Annotated in this window: 11 protein-coding genes and 1 riboswitch; of the genes, 4 read left to right on the top strand and 7 right to left on the bottom strand. The window is 62.0% G+C overall.

Annotated features, from left to right (window positions below; translation table 11 throughout):
* The first annotated feature begins 75 nt into the window (after positions 1 to 75).
* On the top strand, positions 76 to 654 hold the full coding sequence (locus FOI68_RS00415) for a mismatch-specific DNA-glycosylase (protein ID WP_044900168.1): 579 nt from the start codon (positions 76 to 78) through the stop codon (positions 652 to 654).
* 128 nt (positions 655 to 782) lie between these two features.
* Here the strand turns inward: FOI68_RS00415 and FOI68_RS00410 are convergent, their stop codons facing one another.
* Both FOI68_RS00410 and metH read right to left on the bottom strand, forming a co-directional pair.
* Positions 783 to 2654, bottom strand: coding sequence for a bifunctional homocysteine S-methyltransferase/methylenetetrahydrofolate reductase (locus FOI68_RS00410; protein ID WP_044900167.1), 1872 nt, complete (start codon positions 2652 to 2654; stop codon positions 783 to 785).
* Between the two features lie 29 nt (positions 2655 to 2683).
* On the bottom strand, positions 2684 to 6130 hold the full coding sequence (metH, locus tag FOI68_RS00405; protein WP_044900166.1) for a methionine synthase: 3447 nt from the start codon (positions 6128 to 6130) through the stop codon (positions 2684 to 2686).
* Positions 6131 to 6243: 113 nt separating this feature from the next.
* Positions 6244 to 6343, bottom strand: a riboswitch (SAM riboswitch).
* 206 nt (positions 6344 to 6549) lie between these two features.
* Here metH and FOI68_RS00400 point away from each other — a divergent pair.
* From FOI68_RS00400 to argS, 3 genes are all read left to right on the top strand, one after another.
* Positions 6550 to 6657 carry a YjcZ family sporulation protein gene (locus tag FOI68_RS00400; RefSeq protein WP_029099319.1) on the top strand — a complete coding sequence of 36 codons (108 nt, stop codon included), beginning with the start codon at positions 6550 to 6552 and terminating at the stop codon, positions 6655 to 6657.
* Between the two features lie 168 nt (positions 6658 to 6825).
* On the top strand, positions 6826 to 7305 hold the full coding sequence (locus tag FOI68_RS00395; protein ID WP_044900165.1) for a hypothetical protein: 480 nt from the start codon (positions 6826 to 6828) through the stop codon (positions 7303 to 7305).
* A 352-nt stretch (positions 7306 to 7657) separates the two neighbouring features.
* Positions 7658 to 9373: an arginine--tRNA ligase gene (gene argS, locus FOI68_RS00390; RefSeq protein ID WP_035298133.1), complete on the top strand. Its 1716-nt coding sequence runs from the start codon at positions 7658 to 7660 to the stop codon at positions 9371 to 9373.
* A gap of 94 nt (positions 9374 to 9467) precedes the next feature.
* On the opposite strand, the gene FOI68_RS00385 is transcribed toward argS, so the two are convergent.
* The 5 genes from FOI68_RS00385 to FOI68_RS00365 all read right to left on the bottom strand — a co-directional run bounded on the left by FOI68_RS00385 (position 9468) and on the right by FOI68_RS00365 (position 14411).
* Positions 9468 to 9851 (bottom strand): hypothetical protein, encoded by a 384-nt coding sequence (locus tag FOI68_RS00385; RefSeq protein WP_029099316.1) that lies wholly within the window; start codon positions 9849 to 9851, stop codon positions 9468 to 9470.
* A 71-nt stretch (positions 9852 to 9922) separates the two neighbouring features.
* On the bottom strand, positions 9923 to 10756 hold the full coding sequence (locus FOI68_RS00380; protein WP_143862036.1) for a deoxyribonuclease IV: 834 nt from the start codon (positions 10754 to 10756) through the stop codon (positions 9923 to 9925).
* Positions 10757 to 10899: 143 nt separating this feature from the next.
* On the bottom strand, positions 10900 to 12456 hold the full coding sequence (locus FOI68_RS00375; RefSeq protein WP_029099314.1) for a solute symporter family protein: 1557 nt from the start codon (positions 12454 to 12456) through the stop codon (positions 10900 to 10902).
* 84 nt (positions 12457 to 12540) lie between these two features.
* Positions 12541 to 14067, bottom strand: a complete 1527-nt coding sequence (locus FOI68_RS00370; protein WP_029099313.1) for a solute symporter family protein — start codon at positions 14065 to 14067, stop codon at positions 12541 to 12543.
* Positions 14064 to 14411 carry a DUF485 domain-containing protein gene (locus tag FOI68_RS00365; RefSeq protein WP_029099312.1) on the bottom strand — a complete coding sequence of 116 codons (348 nt, stop codon included), beginning with the start codon at positions 14409 to 14411 and terminating at the stop codon, positions 14064 to 14066. Before FOI68_RS00365 ends, FOI68_RS00370 begins: the two co-directional genes overlap by 4 nt.
* Positions 14412 to 14433: the final 22 nt, after the last annotated feature.

Genomic DNA, 14433 nt, shown 5'->3' with positions numbered 1-14433 from the left:
GATCGCGGCATTTTTTGGGCCGGAAGGGAAATCCGCTTTCGCTGTGGTACAATGGGGCGAAAGGAGGGACAACGGTTGGTTCACTTTACGGAAAAATGGCTGCCCACCTACATCCGCCGCGATCTGACAGTGCTGTTTTGCGGTATCAATCCGGGCCGCGTGTCGGCGACAGCCGGCTTTCACTACGCCAATCCGGCCAATCTGTTCTGGCGCGGGCTGTACGAAGGCGGCCTCACGCCCCGGCAGCTAAAGCCGGAAGAGACGGCCCGCCTGCTCGAGTACGGCTACGGCATCACCGATCTGGTATCCCGCCCCACCCGCTCCTCCGGCGATTTGCGGGAAGCGGATTTCTCGACCGGAGCGGAACAGTTCCGGCAGATGGTCCAGACGTATCGTCCACGGGTCATCTGCTTCAACGGCATCACCGCGTTCCGCCACGCCACCGGCCGCAAAAAGGAACCGGTCTCGCTCGGCCTGCAGCCGCAGCTCGCCTTCGGAACCGGCGATTGGGCCGGCAGCCATCTGTTCGTCATCCCCTCCACCAGCGGCGCCAACGCCTCCTACACGCGCGAAGAACGGCTGGCGATGTTCGGCGAACTGAGCCGGTTCCTGCGCGAGAAGGGATGGCATCCGCTCGATCCGAAACGCGAGTGAGTGTCACATCTGCACCGCAAGGAACGGCAGACGGCCTGCATGCCCAAAACAAATGAAAAGGCTCCGGCATGACGGTTCCGATCGCGATACCGCCGCCCGAGCCTTTTTGGCATGGATGGTTGCAGGTGTCAGGCCTTCGCGGCCGCTTTCAGCAGATGGCTCTGCTGCCGCACGTACTGGATCAGCTCCACGCTCATCGCGTAGTAGTTGAAGGGCGTGATCAGATAGATGCCGTTGAAATAGGTGATGGCCACATCCAGCAGCTCCTTGGCCATCTTGAGGCCTTCCTGTCTGGCCGCTTCTCCCTGAACGCGCCTCATCCGCTCCCGCGCTTCGTCGGAGAGCTTGATGCCCGGCACTTCGTTGTGCAGGAACTCCGCGTTGCGCGAGCTGGTCAGCGGCATGATCCCGATAAACACCGGGATGCCGATGTGTTTCGTCGCCTCGTGGACGAGCCGGATCGACTCCGCGTCGTAGACGGGCTGCGTCATGATGAAGTCAGCCCCAGCTTCCACCTTTTTCTCCAGCCGTTTGATCGCGGCTTCGATGTGGCGCACGTTGGGGTTGAAGGCCGCCCCCACGATGAACTGCGCCTTTTGTTTCAGCGGACGGCCGGAGAACGAGATGCCTTCGTTGAGCTGTTTGACCATGCGGATCAAGTCAAACGAGGTGACGTCAAACACCGAGCTGGCTCCCGGCAAATCGCCGAAGCGGGAGGGGTCGCCGGTCACCACCAGCACCTGGTCGATGCCGAGCGCGTGCAGGCCCATCAAGTGGGACTGCTGCCCGATCAGATTGCGGTCCCGGCAGGCGATGTGGACGAGCGGGTCTATGCCGTACTGGCTTTTCATGATCGCGCCCAGCGCCATGTTGCTCATCCGCACGTTGGCCAGTGAGTTGTCCGCCAGGGTGATGGCGTCCGCCCCCGCCTTGTGCAGCTCGCAGCAGCCGGTCAAGAACCCTTCCGTATCCAGATCCTTCGGCGGGTCAAACTCCACAATGATCGTCGTGCCGGTCTTGACCCGCTCCACGATGCTGGGTTTCTGCCGGTCCCTGACGCTGAACGAGGAAACGGACGGCCGCTCCGTCAACTCGTCGGGCGGGTTGACGCGCGCCTGCGGAGCAAGCCCCTTCAGCGCTTCCGCCATGGCCCGGACGTGGTCCGGCGTGGTGCCGCAGCAGCCGCCCAAAAGGCGCACCCCTTGTTCCCGGAGGCGCAGCGCGCTCTCGGCGAAGTATTCCGGCGAGGACTTGTAGGCGTACTCGCCGTCGCTCAAGCCGAGCCGTCCCGCGTTGGGAAAGGCGGAGAGCAGCGCCCCATCCGGCACGCGGGCGCTCTCGAACGAGCGGAGAATCTCTGCCGGCCCCAGCCGACAGTTGAGGCCGATGATGTCCGCTCCCGCCTTCTGCAGGTGGGAAAACGCCTCCGTCAGCGTGTAGCCGTCACGGGTCCGCCCCACGTCCAGCGTCGCCAACTGGCAAATCAGCGGCAGGCCCGTGAGCGGGCGGATCACGTCGATGGCGAGCAGGAGCTCTTCCAGGTCGAGAAACGTTTCCAGAATCAAGCCGTCCACTCCGGCGTGCAGCAGCGCGATCGCCTGTTCTTCAAACTGGTCGCGGTACTCGTCCAGCACCTTTTTCCGCACCCGTCCGGCGAGGATGGAGCCGATGCTGCCGACGACAAAGGCGTCGTCCTGCGCCGCCTCGCGGGCGATCGTGACGGCGACGCGGTTGATGCGCGTCACCTTGTGCTCCAGTCCGTAGCGGGCGAGCGCGTCCCGATTGGCGCCGAACGTGTTGGTTTCCAACAGGCGCGCCCCCGCCTCGTAGTACGCCTTGTGAACGTCGTGCACCAGGCGCGGATTGGTCAGGCACAGTTCCTCGAAACTGACGCCCACCGGAACCCCCGAGCGGTACAACTGTGTCGCCATCGCCCCGTCGCCGACCAGCAGGTGGTCTTGCAAATATTCGCGCAAATCTTTTTTCGTTGTCAAATCCATCCCTTCTCTCCCATTGCTCTGTGAAACGCCTATAGGTCAAACACGGACGGGCCGGCGTTGAAGTACCGCGCCTCCGGATGGGCGAAGACCATCGCCGAGACGGACGCTTCCGGCTCCATCATGAATCCTTCCGTAAGCTGGATGCCGATGTCCTCCGGTTTCAACAAACGGAACAGCTTGGCCTGATCCTCCAGGTTGGGGCAGGCCGGGTAACCGAACGAGACGCGAATCCCCTGGTAACGGGCGCCAAACCGCTCCAGCATGGTCATCTCCGCCGGATCGGGGAAGCCCCAGACGTCCCGCATCACGTGGTGCACCCGTTCCGCAAAGGCTTCCGCCAATTCCAGCGCCAGCGCCTGCAGGACGTGGGAGCGGAGGTAGTCGCCCCGCTCTTTCAAAAGGGCGGAGCGCTCGCGGATGCCGGAGCCGGCCGTCACCGCCAGGAACCCGACGTAATCCATCTCGCCGCTCTCCACCGGTCGGAGGAAGTCGGAGAGGCAGAGAAACGGCTCCTCCTGCTGGCGGGGAAAGCGGAAACGCTCCAGCAGACGGCTGTGATCGCGCGGATCGTAGACGAGGATGTCGTCGCCGTCCGCCTGGGCCGGGAAAAACTGATACATCCCGTGCGCCGTGATCGTGCCGTCCCGCTTGGCTTCCGCCAGCAGTTCCTGCACCAACTGATACAGCCCGGTCACTTTTTCGTCCCCGGCCTCCAGCAGTTTCTCCACGTTGCCGCGGACGCCGAGATGCTTGCCGAGAAGCATCCGCAGGTTGAGGTACGGCTGCAGATGGCTGATCGGATAGTGACGCAGCACGTGGCGCTCGCAGTCGGGCGGCACGTGGACCGGCACGGTACGGCTGACGGCGGAGCGCTTTGGCTTGAGCGATGCCGCCGCTGCTTCGGCCTGCGGCGGAGTCGACGCTTCCTCTTCCACCGCTTGCTGGGCCGCGCGCAGCTTTTCCCGTTCTGCGGGGTCCTGCAGGCGGTTGACCAGGTCCAGCCCGTCCATCGCGTCCTTGGCGTACAGCACGATTCCCTTGTACTCCGGCGCGATCCGGTTGGAGGTAAACTTGCGGGTAAGGGCCGCGCCGCCTACCAAAAGCGGCACGTCAATGCCGGCTGCCCGCAGGTCCTGGGCGGTAATCACCATCTGCTGCGCCGACTTGACCAACAGGCCCGACAGACCGATCGCGTCCGGCCGCTCTTCGCGGCAGGCGGCGATCAACTGCTCCGGCGGCACCTTGATCCCCAGGTTGACCACCTCGTACCCGTTGTTGGCGAGGATGATCTCCACCAGGTTTTTGCCGATGTCGTGCACGTCCCCTTTTACCGTCGCCAGCAGGATTTTTCCTTTGGTGGCCGTCTCCGTCTTTTCCATGAACGGTTCCAGGAACGATACGGACGCCTTCATCACCTCGGCGCTCTGCAGCACCTCCGCGACGATCAGTTGGTTGGCGTTGAACAGCCGGCCCACTTCTTCCATCCCGGCCATCAGCGGGCCGTTGATGATTTCCAGCGGCGTGTATTTCTCCAGCGCCAGCTTGAGGTCGTCGATCAGCCCGTCCTTGGAGCCTTCCACCACGTACCGGGCCAGCCGCTCCTCCAGCGTGAGCGAGGACGCTTCCACTCGGACTTCCTTTTTCTTCTGCCGGTAAAACTCGGTGAAGGCTGCCAGCGTCTCGTCATTGGTCTCGAACAGGAGCGCCTCTGCCAGTCTCCGCTCCTCTTCGGGAATGGAGGCGTAGCGTTCCAGCTTCTCGGTATTGACGATGGCGTAATCGAGCCCGGCCAAGGTCGTATGGTAGAGGAAGACAGCGTTCAGCACCTCCCGTCCGGCCGCCGGCAGCCCGAACGAGACGTTGCTGATGCCGAGAATCGTCTTGCACTCCGGCATCGCCTCCTTGATCAGGCGGAGGCCTTCCACCGTCTCGCGGGCGGAGCCAATGTACTGCTCGTCGCCGGTGCCCACCGGAAAGACCAGCGGGTCGAAAATGATGTCGCGCGGGTTGACCCCGAACCGGTTGACCAGCAGGTCGTAGGAGCGTTTGGCCACCTCCAGCTTCCGCTCCCGGCTGACCGCCATGCCGGTCTCGTCGATCGTGCCGACGACGACGGCTGCGCCGTACTGGTGAATCAGCGGCACCACCTGTTCAAACCGCTCCAGCCCGTCTTCCAGGTTGATCGAGTTGAGAATGGCCTTGCCCTGCGAGTACCTTAGCCCGAGCTCCATGACGCGCACGTCGGTGGAGTCGATCATCAGCGGCGCTTTCACCTTTTTGACGACAAACTGCAGGAACTTCTCCATGTCCCCGTACTCGTCCCGGTCCGGGTCGGCGAGACAGATGTCGATGATCTGCGCCCCCCGCTTCACCTGGGCGCGGGCGATGTCTGACGCTTCCTCGTACTGCCCGGCCGCGATCAGGTCGCGGAATTTTTTCGACCCGATCACGTTGCTCCGTTCGCCGACGAGCAGCGGCCGGTTGTCCGGTTCCACGTAGACGACCTCGATCCCCGACACGGCGCTGACCGGCTGTCCGGCGGGGACGCGGGGCTTGCAGTCCTTCAACGCTTCCGCCAGCGCGCGGATATGCTCCGGTGTCGTGCCGCAGCAGCCTCCGGCGACGTTGAGCCAGCCCTGCTCGGCAAACGCCCGCATCTTGGCGGCCAGTCCGTGCGGCGTCTCGTGGTAATGGCCGTTTTCGTCCGGCAGGCCGGCGTTGGGATAACAGCTTACCCCGCACTGGGCCAGACCGGACAGCGTGCGCAGATGGTCGCGCATAAACTCCGGGCCGGTGGCACAGTTCAGGCCGATGGTAATCGGCTTCAGATGTTCCAGCGAGACGTAGAACGCTTCGATGGTTTGACCGGCCAGGGTCGTGCCCATCGGTTCGATCGTGCCGGAGACCATCACCGGCACTTCCCTCCCCAGCTCCGCGAACGCCCGGCGGATGCCGATGCCCCCGGCCTTGACGTTCAGCGTGTCCTGCGAGGTTTCCAAAAGCAGCGCATCCACGCCGCCGATTAGCAGCCCTTTCGCCTGCCGGTAGTACGCTTCCACCAGTTCTTCGAAGGTGACGCCTCCCGTCAGGGACAGCGTCTTGGTCGTCGGTCCCATCGAGCCGGCGACGTAACGCGGCCACTCCGGGGTGGAATAGGCGTCAGCCGCTTCCCGCGCCAGCCGGGCCGCGGCGATGTTGATCTCCAGGTCTTTTTCCGCCACGTCGTACTCGGCCAGGACGATGGAGGTGGCGCCAAACGTGTTGGTCTCCACGATGTCGGCGCCCGCCTCCAGGTATTTTTCGTGAATGGAGCGGATCACGTCGGGGCGGGTGAGATTGAGCAGCTCGTTGCAGCCTTCGTAGGCCTCGCCGCCAAAATCATCGGCGGTCAGGCTGGCCTGCTGCAGCATCGTCCCCATCGCACCGTCCAGAATCAGAATTTTCCGGTAAAGCTGTTCGCGAAGACTTGGTTTCATGGGCAGACTCCTTTTCTCACAAACTCACAAACGTATCGGTTCGAGTACAGCAAAAAATCCTCTCCTGTGTGCCAGAAGAGGATTTGTCCGCGAAACATACACGCATGACCATCCTCTTATCTTTCAAAGCACACGGCTTTGCTGGAATTGGCACCTGGTAATCCGGTTGCCGAGGCTTCATTGGGCCAGTCCCTCTGCCTCTCTGGATAAGAGTCGTCACTATCTCTTATGCGGTTTTGTCAAACGGCAACGATGTTTGAATGTATCTTAACACCCCCCTCTCCCCGCGTCAATGAAGAATTTGTCTATTTTCTCCAGCCCGTGACCCCCGCCCATTTTTGTGAAGCTGGTCATCCGCCCACAACAACCGGCACATTCGTGTATAGACTGAAGCATAACGGAAAGGAGGGGAAACAACAATGAGTACTTCCTTCTGCGGATCCGGCATTTTCGGTGACACGTTCGCGCTGGTGCTCGTTCTGTTTATCCTGTTGGTCATCGTCGGATGTTCGAACGACTGCAACTAAACGGGCGCTTACATGAAAAGGAGCCTAGCTGCTAGGCTCTTTTTGCGCTGGACAACCCTGTCCGTTCGCCGTTCCCTGCGGGACTCCCCGCCTGCGCCCCGTTCGTTGTCAGCCGCCGCCCGTTTTTGCTATGATGAAAAGCGATCCGGTACAAAGGAGCGAACCGCTGTGAATCATTTGGTACCCTGTGACCGTCAGGAATTCCTCTCCCGCCTGGAGACGGTGAAAGAGCTGGAGCAAACCGATTTTGAGACCTACTCGATCGTCAAGAATCGAGAGACGGGGCAGCACTACCTTCGCTATTCGTTTGAGCACATCAACCTGTCCGAAGGAGGCAGGCGGGACGAATACGACCACTTCCTCCCGCTGGAATCGGACGACGTGCTGGGCATTCTGTTTGGTGACCAGCCCTACCGCTTTCCCGATCACTGGCGCTCCCCCTATCTGCGCAGCGGGACGGATGAGCGGCTGATGCCGTTTGATCCCAGCGAAAACCACGACCTGGAGGAAGAGGCCGAAGCAGAACGGGCGCTGCTCGCCAAGCTGGTCGAGTACAAGCGGCAGTGGCAGTCCGCCGACGACAAGGAACGGCTGACGCGGGACCTGTTCCACGACTTGGACGATTTGCTGAAAAAACCGGAAGAGTGAGTTGCATCCCGCGGGAGATGTCCGCTATAATGCTAGAGAAACATAGTCGTCGCCGAAGAGGAGAGTACTCCGTCAGAAAGCGGAAGCGAGCCGGGGACGGTGGGAGCCCGGTGCGGAATGACGCGGGGAAGCGCACCTCGGAGACGCGTCCTGAAGGTCCGGACGACCGGATTGCGTAGGGCACGCCGGGTCTGCCCGTTACCGCAGGCAAAGCGGCTTTCGCCTGTCCCCGTGCGGGAGGCGAGAGCAACAAGAGTGGCACCGCGGGAGTACAACCTCTCGTCTCTTTTCCCGATGAGACGCAGAGGTTTTTCTATTTTTTTCAGATTCCCAGAAACGAAAGGAGATTTCCATGAGCTATAAGCATCAAGCGGCCAGCATCATTGCCGCAGCACTCACCCGCCTCGGCGCGGACCAATTTACCGCCGAAACCGTATACGACATGCTGGAAACCCCGCCCAATCCCAGCATGGGGGATATCGCCTTCCCCTGCTTCCAACTGGCCAAGGCGCTCCGCAAGGCTCCGCCGCTGATCGCCGCCGAGCTGGCCGGCGAGGTAAGCGGCGCGCCGATTCGCGAAGCCAAGGCGGTCGGTCCGTACCTCAACCTGTTCCTCGATCAGGAAAGCGTCGCCCGCGACGTGATCGGCACGATCCTGACGCAGGGCAGCGCATACGGCAGCCGCGACATCGGTCAAGGGCGCAACGTGCCGATCGACCTCTCCTCCCCCAACATCGCGAAGCCGTTCTCCATGGGCCACCTGCGCTCCACCGTGATCGGCAACGCGATCGCCAACATCATGGAAAAACACGGCTACCGGCCGATCCGCATCAACCACCTGGGCGACTGGGGGACGCAGTTCGGCAAGCTGATCGTCGCCTACAAGCTGTGGGGCGACGAAGAAAAAGTAAAGGCCGAGCCGATCAAGGAGCTGCTCCACCTCTACGTCCGCTTCCACGAAGAGGCGGAAAAAGACCCGTCGCTGGAAGATCAGGGCCGCGAGTGGTTCAAAAAGCTGGAAGACGGGGACGAGGAAGCGCGTCGCCTCTGGCAGTGGTTCCGCGACGAATCGCTGAAGGAGTTCATGAAAATCTACGACTTGATGGGCGTTCAGTTTGACTCGTTCCACGGCGAGGCGTTCTACAACGACAAGATGGACCGCGTCGTCTCCATGCTGGAGGAAAAAGGGCTGTTGACCGAATCGGACGGCGCCCTGGTGGTCAACCTGGACGAGTACGACATGCCGCCGTGCCTGATCAAAAAATCGGACGGCGCCACCCTGTACGCGACGCGCGACCTGGCAGCCGCCCTGTATCGGTATGAGACCTACAACTTCGCCAAGGCCCTCTACGTCGTGGGCAACGAGCAGCGCCTGCACTTCCAGCAGTTGTACAAGGTGCTGGAAAAGATGGGCTTCGAATGGGCCAAGGAGATGTACCACATTCCGTTCGGCATGATGCTGAAGGACGGCAAGAAAATGTCCACCCGCAAAGGAAAAGTGGTCCTGCTGGAAGAAGTGCTGGCGCAGGCCATCGAGGACGTGCTGAACGTGATCCGGGAGAAAAACCCGTCGCTGGAAAACAAGGAAGAGGTGGCCCGCCAGGTTGGGGTTGGCGCGGTTATCTTCCACGACCTGAAAAACTACCGCTTAAACGACATCAATTTCTCCTGGGAGGAGATGCTCACGTTTGAAGGCGAGACCGGTCCGTACGTGCAGTACACGCACGCGCGCGCCTGCTCGCTGCTGCGCAAGGGCGGCTACGAGCCGACCAGCGAGGTGAAGCTGCCCGCAGGCGCCTTGGACAGCAAGGAAGCCTGGGCGGTCATCACGCTGTTGAACAGCTTCCCGGAAGTGATCGACCGGGCGCGGGAACAGTTCGACCCGTCGCAGATCGGCAAATACGTGATCGACCTGGCGCAGGCGTTCAACAAGTTCTACGCCAACGTCCGCATTCTGGCGGAAGAAGAGGACGTCAAGACGGCCCGCCTGCAGTTGGTCGCCGCAGTGGTGACGGTGCTGAAAGAGGGGCTGCGCCTGCTCGGACTCGCCGCACCGGAAGAGATGTAATCGCCTGTTGGCGAGACTGCCTCTCGTCCATCAAAAAAGCCGACTTTCCTGCTTTGACAGGAAGTCGGCTTTTCTTTTCCTTTGGGAACGCTCCCTACTTTTTCCCAAACCACGTCTTGCCGAGCAGCTCCACCACCTGCTTGGGCAGCGAGCGCGGCGGTTCTTTTTCAGCTCCCGATGCGTCGACGAGACGATACAACAGCGCCTTGTCGTCGGCCGGGTCCGACTTGGTTTCCAGCGTCAGTTCGCCGATGACCCCCGCTTTCGTCCATTCCTCGATCATGATCTGATACTCGCCGGGAGCCAGTTCGATGTATTCCCCGTCCGGCAGGTCGATCACGGCATAGCCGTCGTGTTCGATTTCGGCGTCATAGATATGTCCGTTCGCCGCCTCATACAGGGCCAGCTCTTCCGGATTGTTCAGGTTTTCCTTGAGCGGGGCAAAATCCTCGATGGTTACCTTGACTCTTCGTTTCACGCAGACTCCTCCTCGCTGACAGCGCACTGTACGGTTTCCTCTCACACTCTACCATACGGGCGGTCAGCCTGTCACGGCCCGGCCAGCTCTCGCACAAGGGCGATTTCCTCCCGATGGCCGCCACCAGGCGGACGGGGCGTCTCCAGCACGACCGGGATTCCCTGCAGCTCCGGCGTCCGCAGCAGAGGGACAAACGCTTCCCTCCCGATCGCGCCCCGCCCGATCGGCGCGTGCCTGTCGCGAAAGGAACCGGTGGGATACACCGAATCGTTCAGATGGACGGCGGCCAGCGCGTCCAGATACCCCAGCTTCCGCATGCTGTCAGCCACCCGCTCCCAGTCGTCTCCCGTCCAGAGCCCGCTGGCAAAGGCGTGGCACGTGTCGAAGCAGAACCCCACTTTATGCGGATGGTTCAGCAGTTCCCGCACCTGGGTCAGCTCTTCCAGCGTCGTTCCCATGCGGCTGCCCTGGCCCGCGTTGTTTTCCACCAGCAGCTTCGCCTCTCCGCTCCAGCCGTCCAGGATGTCGTTCACCATCCGGATCATCAGCCGGTACCCTTCCAGCACATCCGCCCCCTTGTACTGGCCAAAGTGGACGACCACCCCGATGGAGCCGCACGCTTCCGCGATCTCCAGATCGTTTCGCAGCGAGTCGGCCGTCGCTTCAAACAGTGCGCCCGGCGCCGCGGCAAGATTGGCCGGATAGGAGGTGTGGGCGATGGAGACGATGCCCTGCTTTCGGCAAAAGGCGCGGCACGCCTCCGCATCCCTGGGGTCGAACGCTTTGACCGCCAGGCTGCGCGGGTTCTTGGGAAAGTATTGAAACGCTCCGGCCCCCAGCGCCAAAGCCGTCTTCGCCGCGGCCAGATACCCGCCGCGAATGCTGACGTGACATCCGACGTACACGCAGCTCCCTCCCTGTGGCAAGTTGTTTCCAGTCTCCCCCACTCTTCCTCGTTTCAGTCGCCGGATGGGGAAATGGCTGCTGCCGGAAGCTCCCCGCTTCTCCCCCCGATGCTGCCCGCCTCGCCGCGCAGGCTGCGGCCGCTCTATGCGTCGGGCGCGCGCCTGCCCCGGTCAGCGGGCGGACGGATGCCGGCATGCGCCTGCACCAGCACCCGGTCGTACCGCTCCGACGCCCCCGGCGACGGTCGGCTCAGCCAGGTGCCCAGCAGCGCGCCGAGAAAGCCGAGCGGGATCGAGACCAATCCCGGATTGGCCAAGGGAAACAGCGGCTCGGCCAGGATCAAGCCGTGCTCGGGATGCATCACCGACGGGCCGAGACAGACAAGCAGGAGCGAAGCCAGTACGCCGGTGATGACCCCGGCAAGCGCTCCCTGCACCGTGAACCGCCGCCAGTACAGGGTAAACAGGATCAGCGGCAGATTGGCCGAAGCGGCCACTGCAAACGTCAGCGCCACCAGAATCGCCACGTTCATCTTCTGCGCGCCGATCGCCAGCCAGATGGAGACGAGGCCGACGGCGACGGACGAAGCCTTGGCGACCAGCACCTGCTCCCGTTCGGAAGCCTGTCCGCTGCGGACGATGTGGCTGTAGACGTCGTGGGCAAACGCGGAGGACGCGGCGAGCACCAATCCCGTCACGACCGCCAGTATCGTGGCGAAGGCGACGGCCGAGATGTAGGCCATCAGGAATTCGCCGCCCAGCGCGTCGGCCAAAAGCGTCACCGTCAGATTCCCCCCGAACCCGGCCTGCTCCAGGGTCTGCCAGCCGATAAACGCGCACGCGCCGAATCCCAGCAGAATGGTCATCAGGTAAAACGCCCCCATGATCCAGGTGGCCGTGATGATCGACTTGCGCGTGGTGACCGCGTCCTTTACCGTAAACAGTCGGGCGATGATGTGGGGCAGGCCGGCCGTTCCCAGGATCAGCGCCAGATGCAGCGAAAGGATGTCCAGCGGCCTGACGTACTGGTTGCCCGGATAGAGGTAGCGCTCCCTGAGCGGGGTGGCCGTGCTGACGTAATCAAACAGCGCCGCCAGGCTCCAATCAAAGCGGGCCAGCACGATCATGGAGACGATGCACGTGCCTGTCAGGAGCAGAATGGCCTTGATAATCTGCACCCAGGAGGTGGCCTCCATCCCGCCGAAGACGACGTAGATCGTCATCAGGCTGCCCACCACCATCACCGCGGTCTCGTACTCGATGTCAAACAGGTGGTGAATCAGCGCCCCCGCCCCCACCAGTTGGGCGATCATGTAAAAAATCGTGATCAACAGCGTCGTGCAGGCGATCACCCCGCGCAGCCCCCTGCTGTCAAAGCGGACGGCGATCGCGTCGGCCAAGGTGTACCGCCCCAGGTTGTGCAGCGGCTCCGCGATCACCGACAGCATCACCAGATAGGAGACGAAAAAACCGATCGCGTAGAGAAAGCCGTCAAACCCGTACAGGGCGATCGCCCCCGCAATGCCGAGAAAAGACGCGGCGCTCATGTAGTCCCCCGCGATGGCCACGCCGTTCTGCAAACCGGTCAGGCGGTTCCCTGCGGCGTAGAACTCGCGCGGGTTGACCGCCCGCCTGGCCGCGGAATACGTGATGAACAGCGTGCCGATAATCACGCTGCAAAAGAAAATGACCGCAGACATGCCAGCCCCCACTTCCGCCTGAATGGCAAAGAAGCTGGGGCATTCACCCCAGCATCTCCAGTTTCCTGATTACTTATCCGCGGGCTATGCCGTTTCCTTCATGCCCGTATTGGCCTTGACCTGAATTTCTTCAAATTTGGCGTCGTCCCGCGAGCGGGAGAAGTACGTGCCGAGCCAGGCGGCCAAAAAGCCAAGCGGGATGGATACGATGCCCGGATTGCTGAGCGGGAAGAGCGCATGGCCGACGAGAATCGCCTTGCCCGGCTCCGGATTCCAGACGTTCGGGCTGAGGGCGACCAGGATCAGTGCGCTGAACAGCCCCACCAGCATGCCGGTCACCGCTCCCGTCGTGTTAAAGCGGCGCCAGTAAATGGTAAAGATGATCACAGGCAGGTTGGCGCTGGCCGCCACCGCAAAAGCAAGCGCCACGAGGAAGGCGACGTTCAGCTTCTGCGCGAACAAGGCGAGCAGGATGGAGATGACGGCCACGCCGACCGACGCCCACTTGGCGGCCAGCATCTGCTCCCGCTCCGTCACTTTGCCCTGCCGGATCACATGGCTGTAAAAATCGTGCGCAAAGGCGGAGGCGGCGGACAGGACCAGCCCCGCCACCACGGCGAGGATCGTGGCGAAGGCGACGGCGGAGACGAACGCGAACAGGAAGTTCCCCCCGAGGTACTGCGCCAGAAGCGGAGCGCCCATGTTGCCCGCCGGGTCCATGTTGTCCTGGCCGACAAACGCAGCCGCGCCAAAGCCCAGGAAAATGGTCATGACGTAGAAAATGCCGATGATCCAGGTGGCGTACACCACCGACTTGCGCGCGGTCGGCGCATCCTTCACGGTAAAGAAGCGGATCAGGATGTGCGGCAGACCGGCCGTGCCCAGCACCAGCGCCAGGTTGAGCGAGATCGTGTCCAGCCCGTCCTTGAACTTGTTGCCGGGATAGAGAAACTTCTCGCCAAGCGGCGTGGCCGTCTTCATGTGTTCGAACATGGCCGTGACGCTGAAGCCAAACTTGGCGAACACCATCACCGAGATGATGAACGTGCCGGCCATCAAGAGCACCGCCTTGACGATCTGCACCCAGGAGGTGGCGGTCATCCCGCCGAAGACCACGTACACCGTCATCAGGGCGCCGACGATCAGCACGGACGTGGTGTACTCCAGCCCGAGCAGCAGTTTGATCAGCGCGCCGGCCCCCACCAACTGCGCGATCATGTAAAAAATGGAGATGGCGACGGAGTTGAGCGCGGCCACGCCGCGAATCTGCTTGTTGTTGAAGCGGGCCGCGATCATGTCCGCCATCGTGTACTTGCCCAGGTTTCGCAGCGGTTCGGCCACCAGGTACAGCACGACCAGATACGCGACGAGAAAACCGATGCTGTAGAAAAAGCCGTCGAAGCCGGACAGCGCGATCATCCCGGCGATGCCGAGAAACGAAGCCGCCGACATGTAGTCGCCCGCAATGGCAAGGCCGTTCTGCCAGCCGGTCAGGCCGCCCCCGGCGGTGTAAAATTCGCTGGTCGTGTTGGTCCGCTTGGAAGCGTAGTAGGTGATGATCAGCGTCAAGATGACGATGGCCAGAAACAGCAAAAACGCGGTTACGTTCATACCCCTTTTCCTCCCGTCTCCTGTTTGATCTGTTCCACCATCCGGTCAAACTCTTCCGAGCGCTTCGTGTAGATGATACAGAGGGCCCAGGTCATGATGAACTGGGCAAAAGCGAATACCCAGGCCCAGGTGATCGCCCCGAAAGCGGGCCGGTTCAGGACTTGAAAGTAGGAGGTCATGATCGGGAGGGTGAAGTAAAACACGAAGAAGAAGATGGAATAAGGCAGGATGAATGCTTTTTTCCGCTTCAGCAGTTCCTGGAAGGCGGCGGAACGGCTCACGGCCGCGTAGTCAATCGACGGCGGCTTCGACGTCCCTTTGGCCGCCGGGCTCGTATTTCCCATTGGATCTCCCCCTCTTGCAAAT

Origin of the sequence: Brevibacillus sp. LEMMJ03 (assembly GCF_007197875.1) — a bacterium.
GTDB classification, from domain to species: domain Bacteria; phylum Bacillota; class Bacilli; order Brevibacillales; family Brevibacillaceae; genus Brevibacillus; species Brevibacillus thermoruber.
This window is presented reverse-complemented; position numbering and strand designations above follow the sequence as displayed.